This window comes from Bacteroides sp. (assembly GCF_028690125.1).
GTDB lineage: Bacteria > Bacteroidota > Bacteroidia > Bacteroidales > Bacteroidaceae > Bacteroides.
The window spans coordinates 76850-92119 of the sequence record NZ_JAQVBV010000004.1 but is presented as its reverse complement, the minus strand read 5'-3'; the positions used below and the strand labels follow the sequence as shown (position 1 = coordinate 92119).

Annotated in this window: 9 protein-coding genes and 1 tRNA gene; 8 read left to right on the top strand and 2 right to left on the bottom strand. The window is 36.8% G+C overall.

Going from position 1 to position 15270, the window contains the following annotated elements:
* Nucleotides 1–838 precede the first annotated feature (838 nt).
* The 4 genes from PHO71_RS04125 to PHO71_RS04110 are packed head-to-tail and all read left to right on the top strand — an operon-like array spanning nt 839 to nt 8314.
* On the top strand, nt 839–3937 hold the full coding sequence (locus PHO71_RS04125) for a TonB-dependent receptor (protein ID WP_300199330.1): 3099 nt from the start codon (nt 839–841) through the stop codon (nt 3935–3937).
* Nucleotides 3938–3949: 12 nt separating this feature from the next.
* Entirely contained in the window at nt 3950–5905 is a 1956-nt protein-coding gene (locus tag PHO71_RS04120; RefSeq protein WP_300199327.1) for a RagB/SusD family nutrient uptake outer membrane protein, read from the top strand.
* 46 nt (nt 5906–5951) lie between these two features.
* Nucleotides 5952–7172, top strand: a complete 1221-nt coding sequence (locus PHO71_RS04115; RefSeq protein ID WP_300199324.1) for a DUF4959 domain-containing protein — start codon at nt 5952–5954, stop codon at nt 7170–7172.
* An 8-nt stretch (nt 7173–7180) separates the two neighbouring features.
* Complete coding sequence (locus PHO71_RS04110; protein ID WP_300199321.1) at nt 7181–8314, top strand: DUF4998 domain-containing protein; 1134 nt, start codon at nt 7181–7183, stop codon at nt 8312–8314.
* A gap of 169 nt (nt 8315–8483) precedes the next feature.
* Here the strand turns inward: PHO71_RS04110 and PHO71_RS04105 are convergent, their stop codons facing one another.
* Nucleotides 8484–9398, bottom strand: coding sequence for an AraC family transcriptional regulator (locus PHO71_RS04105; RefSeq protein ID WP_300199318.1), 915 nt, complete (start codon nt 9396–9398; stop codon nt 8484–8486).
* Between the two features lie 784 nt (nt 9399–10182).
* Between PHO71_RS04105 and PHO71_RS04100 the strand changes: the two genes are divergently transcribed.
* The 4 genes from PHO71_RS04100 to PHO71_RS04085 all read left to right on the top strand — a co-directional run bounded on the left by PHO71_RS04100 (nt 10183) and on the right by PHO71_RS04085 (nt 14379).
* Nucleotides 10183–10257: transfer RNA gene (locus PHO71_RS04100), tRNA-Pro, on the top strand.
* A 580-nt stretch (nt 10258–10837) separates the two neighbouring features.
* On the top strand, nt 10838–11932 hold the full coding sequence (locus PHO71_RS04095; RefSeq protein WP_300199315.1) for a choloylglycine hydrolase family protein: 1095 nt from the start codon (nt 10838–10840) through the stop codon (nt 11930–11932).
* A gap of 696 nt (nt 11933–12628) precedes the next feature.
* Nucleotides 12629–13849: an S-adenosylmethionine:tRNA ribosyltransferase-isomerase gene (locus PHO71_RS04090; protein ID WP_300199312.1), complete on the top strand. Its 1221-nt coding sequence runs from the start codon at nt 12629–12631 to the stop codon at nt 13847–13849.
* An 11-nt stretch (nt 13850–13860) separates the two neighbouring features.
* Entirely contained in the window at nt 13861–14379 is a 519-nt protein-coding gene (locus PHO71_RS04085) for an NUDIX domain-containing protein (protein ID WP_300199309.1), read from the top strand.
* On the opposite strand, the gene PHO71_RS04080 is transcribed toward PHO71_RS04085, so the two are convergent.
* The gene (locus PHO71_RS04080; protein ID WP_300199306.1) at nt 14357–14899 is read right to left on the bottom strand and encodes a glutathione peroxidase; all 543 of its coding nucleotides are present in this window, start codon (nt 14897–14899) and stop codon (nt 14357–14359) included. The genes PHO71_RS04085 and PHO71_RS04080 overlap by 23 nt on opposite strands.
* Nucleotides 14900–15270 lie beyond the last annotated feature (371 nt).

The window sequence follows — 15270 nt, the reverse complement described above, 5'->3', positions numbered from 1 at the left end:
CAGGCACAAAATACAAAAAACAATCAGAAAGCTAATATATTATTAAACAGTATTTTATCTCCAAAAAATCTAACTGTTTTATGTCAAAATCAGATTAGGTTAGGGCTAAAAACACATTCAGTAATACATTAACCCCATATAATTCACTAAAATATCCGAAGGCCATTTCTATCATAATTGATAAACTATACACGAAAACCAAGCTAGTGTCATATTTGAAATAATAAAAATCATATTTTTAAACTTAATATATTTAAATAAACGTACGTTTGCAATCGATAATAGCACTTTTTATTATAAACAGCACAATCAAGAATACATAAATAATAAATATTAAATTAGTTAAAATCAAAATGCTTATGACGTAATAAAATCACCTTTCTTAAAACAATTCCACGCATTAAAGATATGCAAAAAAGAGCCGAGTTTAGTCCATGAATCAATACAATAAAAAAAATGAAATACAATAATGATTATATAATCATCAGGACTATAAGCACTGTACTAAAACAGACATTTAAAAAGTAAAGAGAAGTCATACATCACTCTTTATGCTGTTTCCTCTTAATTTCTCATTTCTTACCAAAGACATCTAAGTCATTGTAGGAAATAAAAACGAATTTTGTTAGCTTACAAATTAATACAATTAACTTTAAACTCTTATTTCATGCAACATTTTAAAGATATTCTAAAAAAGGATTCTCATTTCCATAGGAATGAGAATCCCAAAAAAAAGAGCTACGGAAGATGGTTTCTTCCCTACTCTTTTCGATCTATTTTATTACCTCTAATCAGTATTTCTATTATATTATTATCTGCTCCAACTTATGCTAATAATATGTATGAAATAAATTCTGTAGATGATGTTATGCAAAATAGTAAAATTGTAGGTGTTATCTCAGATATAGACGGTCTATTCATACCTGGAGTAAGCATTGCTATTGAAGGCACAAATATCGGAACAATCTCCGATATGGATGGTAATTTCTCAATTGAAGCCCGAATCGGAGATGTCTTGAAATTTTCTTTTATTGGAATGAAAACTCAATTAAAGAAAATTGTAGATAACAAACGACTTAAAATTATCATGGAAGAAGAAAATAAAGCATTGGATGAAGTGGTAGTTGTAGGTTTCGGCACTCAGAAAAAAGAAAGTGTTGTCAGTTCTATCACAACAGTTGATGTCAAAGATATTAAAGGTCCAACAAGTAACTTGACTACCATGTTATCAGGACGTATAGCCGGTATCATATCCTATCAAACGAGCGGAGAACCGGGACGGGATAATGCAAAATTCTTTGTCCGCGGAGTAGGTTCTTTTGGAGCCGGCAAAGTAGACCCGTTAATACTAATCGATGGAATAGAATCAAACAATAATGATTTGGCTCGTTTACAACCTGATGATATTGAATCTTTTTCTGTTTTAAAAGATGCTACAGCATCTGCTGTATATGGTTCTCGTGGTGCAAATGGTGTGATTCTGGTAAATACCAAATCAGGTTCAGAGTCTAAAACCAAATTCAATTTCCGAGTGGAGAACTCTATTTCCACCAATACAAGAAACTTCAAGTTTGCAGACAACATCACATATATGGAGCAAGCCAATGAAGCTGCACTAACCAGAGACCCATTGGCTTCCTTGCCGTATACGCAGAATAAAATCGATCATACCCGCAATGGAGATAACCCATTACTCTATCCCAACAATAATTGGATCGACCAATTAATTAAAGACAATACCATGAACCAACGATACAATATGAATGTATCAGGCGGTGGTAAAGTTGCTCAATACTACATTGCTGGTACATTGAATATAGATAATGGTATATTGAAAAGTGGTGCTTCTAAGCAATTCGACAATAATTCAAAATTAAGAAATTATTCAATCCGATCAAACACCAATCTTCATGTCACTCCAACCACTGAAGCTATTGTACGTGTTTATGGGCAATTCGATGATCAAAATGGTCCTATTGGTGGGGGAAACTCAGTCTTTAACTCAGCTATCTGGTCAAACCCTGTAATGTTTCCTGCAATTTATCCGAAATCAATGTCACCATATGCCAATCACGAATTATTTGGAAATGCGTTGATTCCTAATAGTACTACTCTATACGACAATCCTTATGCTAAAATGGTTTCCGGCTATTCAGCGAAGAAAACGTCCAGAATTAATGCTCAGTTTGAATTAAGACAAGATTTAAAATTCATTACCGAAGGGCTCAAAATACGTGCTATGGGATATGTGGAAAGATATTCTGAATTTGAAGTCTCTCGTAATTTCAGCCCATTTTTTTATAATAGCAATATAGATGAATATGGAAATATCTCATTACTGCCATACAACGATGGTGGTTCTAATTCAATAGGAAACGTTGGAACCGAATACCTGAGCTACAACGAAGGAGGAAAAATTGTAAATAGTAAGATGTATGCTGAAGCAGTAGTGACCTACGATCGTATGTTTAAAGACACACACAATGTAAACGCATTGTTAATCGGACGTATATCCGACTATTCAACAGGTAATGCCGGTAATTTACAAGCTTCCCTTCCTTCCCGGAATGTAGGTTTGTCCGGTCGTGCAGCTTATAATTACGGTTCTCGTTATTTTGTCGAATTTAATTTCGGGTTGAATGCGAGTGAGCGTTTCCACAAAAACAATCGCTGGGGATTCTTTCCTTCTATAGGACTTGCATGGAATATGGCGAATGAGAAGTTTTGGGAACCTTTAAAAGATAAAATTGAAAGTTTTAAAATCAGAGGCTCCTATGGTTTGGTAGGAAATGATCAAATCGGAAACGAAAACGACCGTTTCTTTTATCTTTCAAATGTAAACCTGTCAGATGATGGTTATGGTTACACTTTTGGAGAATTATATAGTTATCGTCGTCCGGGGGTTTCTATCAGCCGTTATTCAAATGAACAAATCGGATGGGAAACGTCTAAACAGACGAACCTTGCAATAGATGTATCGGGTATGGGTTTTAACCTTACAGCGGAATATTTCACTCAATACCGTTCCAATATTTTAATGGACCGTTCGTATATCCCCAACACGATGGGATTGACGGCTATGGTAAAAGCTAACGTAGGAGAGATATCCAACCGGGGGATGGATTTGTCTTTAGAGTACAATAAGGCATTCTCCAGTACTGTATGGCTACAGTCGCGCTTCAACTTCACTTATGCACACAACAAGCTGGAAGTTTATGATGAGCCTGCATATCCTTCTAACGAATATTATCGTACCCGGGTCGGACTCTCTTACAATACAACATACGGACTCATCGCAGAACGACTATTTATAGATGATGCAGACGTTGCGAATTCTCCGACTCAAACATTCGGTAAATATGGAGCAGGTGATATCAAATACCGGGATATGAATGGGGACGGACAGATAACAGACGCAGATGCAGTTCCAATCGGACTACCGACAGAGCCGGAGATGAACTATGGTTTTGGTGCGTCTCTAGGATGGAAGGACTTTGATGTCAGCTTTTTCTTTCAAGGATTAGGTCATCGCTCTTTCCAAATCAATCCGGCAAATTTATCTCCATTCGTAATTAACGGAGGAAGCCAAAATGGATTGTTGGAAGTTATTGCGGACAACCACTGGTCAGAAGACAACAGAAATATTTATGCTTTCTGGCCTCGTTTAAGTCCGGTACAAGTAGAAAACAACAATAGGACCTCCACTTGGTGGTTACGAAACGGAGCGTTTTTACGTTTGAAAAATGTAGAAATTGGCTACAATCTTCCGACCAGAATTCTTTCAAAGTGGAACATGAGCAATCTGCGTCTGTACTTCAATGCATCCAATCTGTTTGTTTGGAGTAAATTCAAGATGTGGGACCCTGAAATGGGAGGTAATGGTATAGGATACCCTGTTCAAAGAGTCTTTAATATAGGTTTAACAATTGGAATTTAAACGATAATAGAAATGAAAATAAATCATTCAAGTCATATAGGAAAGTTTCTTGAAATACTGAAAGTTTCCAGCGTGTGTATTTGGACATTAGTCGCATTTTCTTGTGATTTCCTAGATGTTGTTCCAGATAATGTACAAACTATAGAACACGCATTTTCTAATAGTACAGAGGCTGAGAAGTATTTATTTACTTGTTACTCCAGACTTCCATCGAATGGAAGTGAAAATGGTAATGTAGGATTCTTTGGAGCAGACGAAGCCTGGCTACCGGAGGATCTGGATGAACGAGTTGTTAATAAAGATGCCTGGTCCATAGCCAAAGGATATCAAAACATAAATAGTCCTTATCACAGTGCCTGGAATTCTTCCAGAAGTGCCAGTGGTTATTTTATCGGGCTGAGACTTTGTAACACATTTCTCGAAAACATTCAAAATGAATCGATTGTCAGAGATCTCGAATTGGACAAAAGAAGCCGTTGGATCGGTGAAGCTCTTTTCTTAAAAGCATATTATCACTATCTGTTATTAAGAATGTATGGTCCTATTCCTCTTATAGACAAAAACATTCCTATATATGCTTCACCGGAAGGTGTGCGTGTAAAACGTGTCCCGGTTGATAAGTGTGTGGATTATATCGCAGATTTACTGGATCAAGCTTATGAAAAGTTACCCACGAGTATTTCTCGTCCGACAACAGAATTGGGACGCGTTACCAAGCCTATCGCTTTAGTTGCAAAGGCAAAGTTATATTTATTAGCTGCCAGCCCGCTGTTCAACGGAAACTCAGATTACGCTAATTTCAAAAATAAAGATGGAGAACTTCTGGTCAATACAGAGTATGATGCAACAAAGTGGGAACGTGCGGCAACTGCAATAAAAGCAGCTATAGATGCAGCCGAGGGAGACGGAGCTAAATTATTTTACTTCGAAAACACATCTCAGATTAGTATGACAGATGAGACCATTACTCAAATGAGTATTCGTAATTCTATTTGTGATCCGTGGAATAAAGAAGTAGTGTGGGGAAATTCCAATTCGCGCGCCGACCGTTTACAACAGATCTGCATGGCTGCCTTAAGAGATGATTACTCATACGACGCATATCTTGCACAAATGGCTCCTCCCTTAAAAATGGTAGAAATGTTCTATACAAAGAATGGAGTACCTATTACTGAAGACAAGTATCTGGCACAAAATTATATTCGGTATGAAACCATAAGAACTGCCACCAAAGATGAAAGCGTTAATATCCAGCCTAATGAGCAAACAGCTACGTTGCATTTTGATCGCGAACCTCGCTTCTATGCAGATATTGCATTTGATAGATCTGCTTGGTTAATGTATGATATACCTTCTAAATCGGATAAGGAACCTTATTGGTTGAAATGTCGGTTAGGAGAACTAGGTGCGGGAGTCATTCAGGGTCGGTATTCGGCAACCGGATATTTCGTAAAGAAACTGGTTAATTGGGAATCTACCTTCACAAAATCAAGCCAACGTAAAGTATATCCTTGGCCTGAAGTTCGTTTGGCCGATCTTTACTTAATGTATGCGGAAGCACTTAATGAATGGAAAAGTGCCCCGGATAAAGATGTTTATTATTATATAAACGAAGTACGAAAACGTGCCGGTCTGAAAGGAGTTGTCGAGTCATGGACAAATTATTCGACGAATCCGAGTAAGCCTACAACTAAAGATGGTATGCGTGAAATCATACAACGTGAAAGATGTATTGAACTGGCATTTGAAGGGCATCGTTTTTGGGATTTACGTCGTTGGAAAACTGCAAACAACGAGTTGAACCAAGCTATTAAAGGCTGGGATATCAGTCAGAAAGAGCCAAGAGCATATTATCAGAAACGAACTCTCTATATGCAAGAATTTATAGCTCCGCGGGATTATCTGTGGCCTATTCCGGAGCAGGATCTTAGAGTGAATACCGACTTGGTTCAAAACCCGGGATGGTAGGTATTATCAAGAAAATATTGGAAATAAATAAAAAAGATAGATTATCATGAGACATATAAAAGGTATCAGATTAATCCCATTATTCTTATCTTGCTATTTGGGATTTATTGGATGTAGTGAAGACAACAACATGAAGCCTTTCAGTGACAACCAGACGCCTCCGGGGCAGGTTACGAATTTGCAAATGAAACCGGGAGCAGGAAGTGTTGATATCAGCTACACATTGCCCGACGACAAAGATCTGTTGTACGTCAAAGCTGTATATACATTACAGTCGGGCAAACAACGGGAAGTCCGGGCTTCTTATTACACGAATTCAATGACATTGGATGGTTTTTTTGATACGGAAGAGCATGAAGTGAAAATATATTCATATAATAAAAGTGAAGTGGCTTCTGATCCTGTCATAATCAAAGTGCAACCGAAGGAAAGTCCTATTTGGGAGGTACGACGTTCTATGGAGTTAAGAGCAGATTTTATGGGAGTAAAAGTAACTGGAAAGAATGACGAGAAGACTAATCTGGCGATTCAAGTATTCTATAAAGACTCATTAGATAAATGGGTGAATATGGAAGGTATTTACACTCAAACGGTAGATATAAATCAAACTCTACGTGGATTGGATACGCTAACTTACCAGATAGGTGCTGTTATTCGCGACAAATTCCAAAATTACACTGATACTATATTTGCAGAGATCAGCCCGTATTTTGAGACAGAACTGGCAAAGAGTAAATATAGAGACGGGCGTTTACCGGGAGACACTCCCGAACGTGGTGGTTCTGAGGGAATAGGAAAGTTGTGGGATGGTAATACTACAGCAGCCCAACGCTATATGACAGCACAACCGGAAGATGGCAGTCCAACATATTGCACGGTAGATCTCGGACAGACAGCTCAATTAAGCCGTCTCAAATTCTGGACATATCCGGAATGGATGGCAAGTGGACCGTGGCCATACTATTATCGGGGAACGCCTCGTATCATTGAAGTCTGGGGTTCGCAAAAGCCTAATCCTGATGGTAGTTGGGATAATAGTTGGTATTTACTAAGCAGATATGAAGTAATAAAGCCATCCGGTCTGCCCTACGGACAAATGAGTGATGAAGACAAGCGTTATGCAGAAGCCGGATTTAATGTAGAACTCGACCCACTGACACCTCGTACTAAATACATAAGACTTAAGCAGATATTAAACTGGGAGGGAACTACTTGGCTAGACTTGACAGAGATACAAGCTTATGGTGATAACAGAGAACAAAAATAAGAACAACTATGAAACGAAAAATATATAGTAATCTAGCAATTGCAGGTTTCCTATTTGGAGGAATACTGGCATGTACTCCTATGGATGATTATAAGAAATTCATCGGAGACGGAGAAATCTCATATACAGGAAGAATAGACTCAGTAAAAATATATTCCGGTAAAGAACGGGTAATGATTGAAGGATTATTCATTTCGGACCCGAAAGTCTGTGGTTGTTTAATCTTTTGGAACAATAAAATGGATTCACTAGATATACCTGTTGAAAGAACTGAAAAGGTAGATACGTTAAGGCATATAATTAATTTACCGGAAAACTTATATAATTTCGAGTTATATACATACGATCAGTTTAACAACCGTTCCGTGCCTGTTTATAAGTCCGGCCACTCGTATGGTGAAAATTTCATGGCTCGATTAACAAACCGCCCCCTCAACGGGACTCCTATATCGTCGGATGAAGGGTTGGCTGTAAGCTTTCTGCCGGTAGACAAAACACTGGGACCTATCTATACCGTGATTAATTATACCAATAATCAAGAGAAGAAAGATACAGTCCATATTGCTATTGACCAAGAAAGCTATTCAATCAAAGACTATAAATTAGGAAGTAAGTTTTCTCACTATACTTTGTATAAACCCGACACTTTATGCATTGATACTTTTAGCACTGTCATGGAAAGTAACATAGCACCTATGACAAAGATTAGTAAGAAGAACTGGGAAATAACAGATTTCGATACTCAGGAAGAAACCGGAGAACAAGGTGGTAAATACGGATGGGCAAGGCAGATTATTGATGATGATATTACAACTTATTGGCATGCTTGTCATACTTGTAATCCACGTCCTCCATTTCCTCATTGGATTAGTTTTGATATGAAAGAAACTCACGAAGTAACTAGTTTTGAATTAACTCCCCGGCAAGATGGTGGAGATCCGTTCAAAGAATTCGAGATTCTGGGCAGTATGGATGGAACCAATTGGACAAGTTGCGGAAACTTCACACTTCAAAATAATCGTTCAACCCAAAGATTCAGTTTCACAAAACTGTGTACAATGAGGTATGTACAAATTTACATGAAGAATGACTATTCCGGACAGCCGTACACCTATTTGGCAGAAATCACTCTTTTTAAATAAAAAAATAAAAGGTAGCAGATTTCAGGTCTGCTATCTTTTATCTTCTCCCTACCACAGATGACACAAATTATTATAGATTTTCTTTAAGATATTCAATAGGATTTAGTATATGGTTCTCTTAGTAATTTTGTGAAATCTGTGGTATTTATCCATATCTCCAACTATAAATTCAGGTTTCTTTTCCTGTTTTTTCCGGTAGTTGCAACATCTCTCTAAACTTTGTCGGTGATACCCCTTCTCTTTTTCGAAAGAAAGTAGAAAACTGTCCTACAGTCTCAAATCCAAGGCGATAAGCTATTGATGCAATTGTAAAAGAAGGGTCATTCAAATATTCTTTTGCCTGAAGCATTTTTTGTTGTAGCTGATACTGTACGGGAGAAACACCGGTATATTCCTTGAACACCCTACGAAACCATGAATATCCTAATCCAAGCTGATTAGCCAGTTTTTCAGGATTCAATGTTTCTTCCAAAGTTTGCTTTATAATAATACGAGCTTGATTTATCTTATCAATAACCTCTACATTACCAAATGAGTTATTCTTATCTTTATAATAGACTGCTCCCAAAATATGTACCACAATACTAGAAATCATTTGTTGATATCCGGACTCTTCTTTAATAGCCAATCTTAATATATCTTCATAAAGACCTACAACAGTAGCACTCAATCTAATTTGGTGCAGAGGTTCTTTCTTTGAAAAAAATCCTTTTTCTACTTGCTGATCCATATAGGAACCACGGAAACCAACCCAATATTCATCCCAACCAGTATCCTTATCCGGATAATAATTATGCCATTCACCTGGAAATAATAATATCATTGTTCCTCCATATATCTTCCTTTTTTTACAAGATTGAGAAGAGAAATAGCCACTACCTTTCGTAATATATACTAGTTGATATTCACTAAGGATACGTCCGGTCTGTGGTTTAAGATTATATTGTTCCGGATGATGCGAAGAAGGATATTGACCTTGAGGCAGAATGAACTGACAGCCAATAGTTGTAACCACCATCCCCCAATTCTCATCTGTCACATTTATCGCCAGATAACGTGATTGATCATTCTTCCATTTATCCATATTAAAATATTACTATATAATGGTAATTGAAAATCACCATCAGATTTGTTACAACTTAAGTAGAGCGTATGAAAGTGTCATCTCATAGCTTACATAATAAATTATACAAACATAAAATCTCCAACAATGCAGTTTTAACCGTTGCCAAAAAGATAGTTTTTAATTGTTTGGCATTTCTATATTCCACTTCTTTATTGACATTAATTCTCCAGCAAATATAATAATTTATATTCAAATACGGCTATAATACTAGATAAATTCATGCTTTACTAATAAAAAAGCAATATATTTATTCTGTTTAAATATACTGCAGATTATTTCATAAGCGAATCAACATTTAAGTGAGTCACTCTTTTATCTATTTTTTTAATTAATAATTACATATATTCTTCATAAAATAATTTTCCAATGATGTATATTAAGTAAATATCCTGTAAAAAAAGAAGGTTTTCATCTCATATTTATTCATCTGCACTACCTTATAAAACTTTCGTCATTTACAAACATCACTTATTATTTGTAATAATAGAAGACCATTTATCCATGGTAAAAGACCTTCAATATAATCTCTTTTTATTTCATTTATTATAACTTTAAAACATAAAGAATATTGGACTTCAAAAGCAAAAAGCACAGATTTTCACCATTAAAATGACAATAAAGATATAACTCAAATACTATGTACCAATCACCGATATACTAATTAAATCATCTGGGCTATGCACAAAAACCAAAAGAATAATTTGCTATTTTAAAATTAATCCGTACTTTTGCATCCGCAATTCGGGGTGTAGCTCAGCCCGGTTAGAGTACGCGTCTGGGGGGCGTGTGGTCGGAAGTTCGAATCTTCTCACCCCGACGAATTGAGAATTAGAGAGTTAAGATTAGCATCTTAGCTCTCTTTTTTATTGGTGGGAGCAAAATGGAAACAAAACCAGAAAGTATAGCAGACATAAAGATAGTTTGTTGAGAAAATGCAGAACACCTAAAAACGTATCGACTTTTCTATTTTAATAGTAGCTCTCATCATCGTATAAAACAGCATTATATAGCCGGAGCATTGATTCTTCGAATAAACAAGGAAAACGAAGAACAACCCCAATTAATTTACAATTAGTACTTAATTAGCTTAATTCCCCTATTTTAAAATGACTGAAATCTTTTGCTACTAAAGTTCCCTATCCGCCCGATGATTATTTTCTTAAAAATGACAAACTAAAAAAAAGTGCGTCAGATTGATGTAATGGAAAGAGAGTGGCATTATATAACAAGCGTATTACACCTTCAATTAAGTAAGAAGGTGCAACTATGAAATCTATTAAGAAATGACGGACGACGATACTTGTCAATTGATGAAAAAGGGTGCTGATTTATGAACTTTTATTTGTAAGGAGTTGTTTTAATACGAGTTAATTATAAACCCATTAAAAATCATCTGTATGAAGAAAAAACATCTGACGCTATTTTTTATTGCTATTTTTATGCTAAGCACTCAGGGCGTTTTCCCTTGTACCGGTATTTCTCTTAAAAGCGAAAAAAATGAATATGTTTTTGCTCGTACCATGGAATGGGGTACATTCAACCTCGATTCAAAACTAGCTATTATACCAAGAGGTATATCGATGATTGGTGAAACTCCCGATGGTAAAACAGGAAAACAATGGACCTCACGTTACGGAGTGGTAGGAATATCGCTTGCAAATGCTCCTATTATTGGGGAGGGAATCAATGAAAAAGGCTTATCAATTGGAGTATTTTACTTTCCAGGATATGCCAGCTATAAACCATTCAATAAAAGCGAAGCTTCTAAAGGAATTTCTGTACTTCAGTTTGGGACGTATCTTCTTACACAGTTCGCTACAGTCGATGAGGTCAAAAAAGGACTCTCTGAAATAGTCGTAGTACCAATGATTTGGGAATCCATAAATTCAGTACCTCCGGTACATTGGCGTATTGCCGATAAATCAGGAAAGGTAATTGTTCTTGAAATTATTAATAATGGAGAAGTGAAAGTGTATGATTCTGAAATAGGAGTTATAACCAATTCACCGACATACGATTGGCAATTAACGAATCTTCGTAATTATGTAAATCTTCATCCGGCTGCTGCCAGTGATAAAGAAGTGATGGGTGTTCTCAAGTTGTCTCCATTTGGAGTTGGTTCGGGTTTTTTAGGTATTCCGGGTGATTTTACCCCTCCATCACGATTTGTACGTGCCACTGCATATTGTGCTACTGTTCCTCCTTTACGGGATGCATATAAAACAATGAATCAGGCTTTTGTTATTCTTGATAATTTTAACATTCCTATTGGCTCGGTATACCCTTACCATCAAGCTCCTGATCTTCCATCGTCTACACAATGGACAAGTGTAAGTGATGTTACTAATCTTGATTTCTATTATACAACTTATTATAATCGGCAGATTCGGAAACTTGACCTGAAAACGATTGATTTTGCCAAAGTTAAGCTTCAGGTAATACCTTTGGATAAAATAGAAAAGCAAAATATAGAAGAAATTACTATTCGCTAATTATCTCTTTTTAATAGTAACGAATAGGAAAGGACGAATCATCTTAATTTTTTAGATAATTCTTTTCAGAAGAACTATAAATAAACATTTGCTTCGGCAGAGGAAATGACCCAAACTTAGGACTATAAGACTTAATTGAAGAGAAATGAAACACCTTCTTCTATAGGTCAAACTTATGATAGAAACTGAGATGAGAAATTCACCTCTGGGAGGGGTATTTGGTCCGAAGTTCGAATCTTCTCACCCCGACAGCTGAGTGAAATAAAAAAAGGAGTTAAGTTTATTACTTAACTCCTTTTTATTTTTTCAACTGACGGATTCTGACAGTTGAAAAAAATGAATAGTATCAAATATATAACTGACATTTCTTTTATTAGTATTTTCCCTTTCTGTAGCTACCGAACTTTTCAACGACTTTGCTAATACTGCATACTTTCCAATCACTTTTATTGCGTATGTTTTGCTTTCATATAAATCGAAAATTAGGCATCTGTCGCAGAAAAACCTGATATCATGCATTTCAAATACTAGCAAATATATATCTTTGCGACAAGTATTGGAAACATCAAAATTCGCCCTTATGGTGACTTTAATGTCAGTTGTAGTGTTTTCAGCTCAATTAGTGCCTGAGAATTAGGTGCTTTTACAAAAGGAGGCGAAAACTCTTTTGAGTCGTGCCTTTTAGCAATAAAAAAGATGAAAGTAAATCCGAAACACATTCGTATCAGTGAATACAATTATCCTTTGCCGGATGAGCGTATCGCAAAATTCCCATTGTCCGTTCGTGATCAATCCAAGTTATTGGTATATCGTCGCGGCGAAGTAAGTGAGGACACCTTCACTTCTTTACCGGATTATTTACCACAAGGTAGCTTGATGATCTTTAATAATACCAAAGTCATACAGGCACGCCTTCATTTCCGAAAAGAGACAGGTGCCCTCATTGAAGTATTTTGCCTGGAACCTATTGAACCGAATGATTATGTATTAAACTTTCAGCAAACAGAACACGCTGCCTGGCTTTGCATGATTGGCAATCTGAAGAAATGGAAGGATGGAGTACTGAAACGCGAAATGACAGTGAAAGGTTTCCCCATCACCTTAACGGCAACCAAAGGGGACTGTAGAGGAACTAGTCATTGGATAGATTTCTCATGGGATAATCCGGAAGTAACTTTTGCGGATATCCTCGAAGTGTTCGGTGAATTACCCATTCCACCATACTTGAACCGAGATACTCAAGAGAGCGATAAAGAGACTTACCAAACTGTTTATTCCAAAATAAAAGGTTCGGTAGCGGCACCAACAGCTGGATTACATTTTACTCCCCGTGTATTGGAGGCACTTCAGGAGAAAGGGATAGAACTCGAAGAATTAACACTTCATGTAGGTGCGGGAACCTTCAAACCTGTAAAGAGTGAAGAGATTGAAGGGCATGAAATGCATACAGAGTATATTTCCGTCAATCGTGATACGATAAAGAAACTAATAGACCATAATGCTTGTGCTATTGCCGTTGGAACAACTTCCGTACGCACTCTGGAGAGTCTATACCATATTGGAGTGACACTCGAAAATAATCCCCATGCCACGGAAGAAGAGCTGCACGTCGAGCAATGGCAACCTTATGAAAAATATGACGAAATCCCCCCGATAGTTGCTTTACAAAAGATTTTAGGCTATCTCGACCGTCATGGAATGGAGGCTCTGCACACCAGTACACAAATTATCATTGCGCCGGGATACAATTATAAAATAGTAAAAGCAATGGTTACCAACTTCCATCAGCCACAAAGTACATTATTGCTGCTTGTTTCCGCATTTGTAAAAGGAGACTGGCGGACAATTTATGATTATGCCCTAAGCCACGATTTCCGTTTTCTGAGTTATGGTGATTCCTCTCTATTAATTCCTTAGAAAGAAACAGTATGCCAAGCGATAATAACCAAGAAATGTTTCCCATTGTTGATGAGCAGGGAAATATCACAGGAGCTGCTACCCGTGGGGAATGCCATAATGGAAGCAAGATATTGCATCCGGTAGTCCATCTTCATGTATTCAATTCCGAAGGAGATTTGTACCTCCAAAAGCGTCCCGAATGGAAAGATATCCAACCCGGCAAATGGGACACAGCGGTAGGCGGACATATTGATTTGGGCGAGAGCGTGGAAATGGCCCTTAAACGCGAAGTCCGTGAAGAACTAGGCATCACGGACTTTACTCCTGAATCATTAACCAATTATATATTCGAATCCGACCGTGAAAAAGAATTGGTCTTTGTCCACAAGACTGTGTACGACGGAGAAATACACCCCAGCGACGAGTTGGACGGAGGTCGTTTCTGGAGCGTTGAAGAAATAAAAGAGAATCTCGGAAAGGGAGTTTTCACCCCTAACTTTGAAGGAGAGCTAAAAAAAGTTTCCCTTATTCCTTCTCTATCCAAGTAACAATTTCTTCTGAGAGCGGACTATCTTTTGGGGAGACAAAACCTACCCAACCTCCGTTCTCATCAATCATAAACTTTTGAAAATTCCATTGTACGGGAGCATCTCCTTTACCATTTAGTTTTTTCTGTGTCAGCCATTGGTAAAGTGGAGCCATATCTTTACCTTTTACCGAGATCTTAGCCATCATTGGGAAAGTAACATTATAGTTCAGAGAACAGAATTTAGCAATTTCTTCATTGCTACCCGGTTCCTGCCACAAAAAGTTGTTTGCCGGGAAACCGATGACTACAAAGTTCTTATCTTTATATTTCTCATACAGTTCCTGCAATTTAGCGTATTGCGGAGTAAATCCGCATTTGGAAGCAACGTTCACCACCAATACCTTTTTTCCTTTCAGTGAAGAGAGAGGAAATTCTTTTCCATCAATCGTTTTCACCGTAAAATCGTAGAACGATTTATTCTGAGCTTCTGAAGAAATAGTAAACATCATAGTCATTATCATTAAAATGAATGTTTTCATATCGAATGCAATTTAGTTTCTCTATTTTTATAAAACGAAGAAGGAGAAAGTTTTGTTTCATAACCAAGACAATATAATACTGCTGAGACTTCGCTTATTAACCGGAAACAGTGAAGACTATTATAAATTCCCTTCTCATCCATTAATAGAAAAGTTATTCTCTATTGGAATCAAAGTTGTCGTTACCAAATAGAAAAGATATTTTCTATTTGATTTAAACTATAAATGCAACTTGCAATTGTACAAATGCAAGTTGCATTTATAAAAACAAAAGTTGCATTTATAAAAACAGAACTTTCATTTATAGTTATCCGTTAGATAAGAATAAGTTTTCTATTAGATACAAGCAAGTTTGATTCCAATAGAGAATA

Bases quoted from the DNA above. Each gene is read 5' to 3' on its own strand.
- PHO71_RS04125 (WP_300199330.1), top strand. From the start codon at position 839: ATGTATGAAATAAATTCTGTAGATGATGTTATGCAAAATAGTAAAATT.
- PHO71_RS04120 (WP_300199327.1), top strand. From the start codon at position 3,950: ATGAAAATAAATCATTCAAGTCATATAGGAAAGTTTCTTGAAATACTG.
- PHO71_RS04115 (WP_300199324.1), top strand. From the start codon at position 5,952: ATGAGACATATAAAAGGTATCAGATTAATCCCATTATTCTTATCTTGC.
- PHO71_RS04110 (WP_300199321.1), top strand. From the start codon at position 7,181: ATGAAACGAAAAATATATAGTAATCTAGCAATTGCAGGTTTCCTATTT.
- PHO71_RS04105 (WP_300199318.1), bottom strand. From the start codon at position 9,398: ATGGATAAATGGAAGAATGATCAATCACGTTATCTGGCGATAAATGTG.
- PHO71_RS04095 (WP_300199315.1), top strand. From the start codon at position 10,838: ATGAAGAAAAAACATCTGACGCTATTTTTTATTGCTATTTTTATGCTA.
- PHO71_RS04090 (WP_300199312.1), top strand. From the start codon at position 12,629: ATGAAAGTAAATCCGAAACACATTCGTATCAGTGAATACAATTATCCT.
- PHO71_RS04085 (WP_300199309.1), top strand. From the start codon at position 13,861: ATGCCAAGCGATAATAACCAAGAAATGTTTCCCATTGTTGATGAGCAG.
- PHO71_RS04080 (WP_300199306.1), bottom strand. From the start codon at position 14,899: ATGAAAACATTCATTTTAATGATAATGACTATGATGTTTACTATTTCT.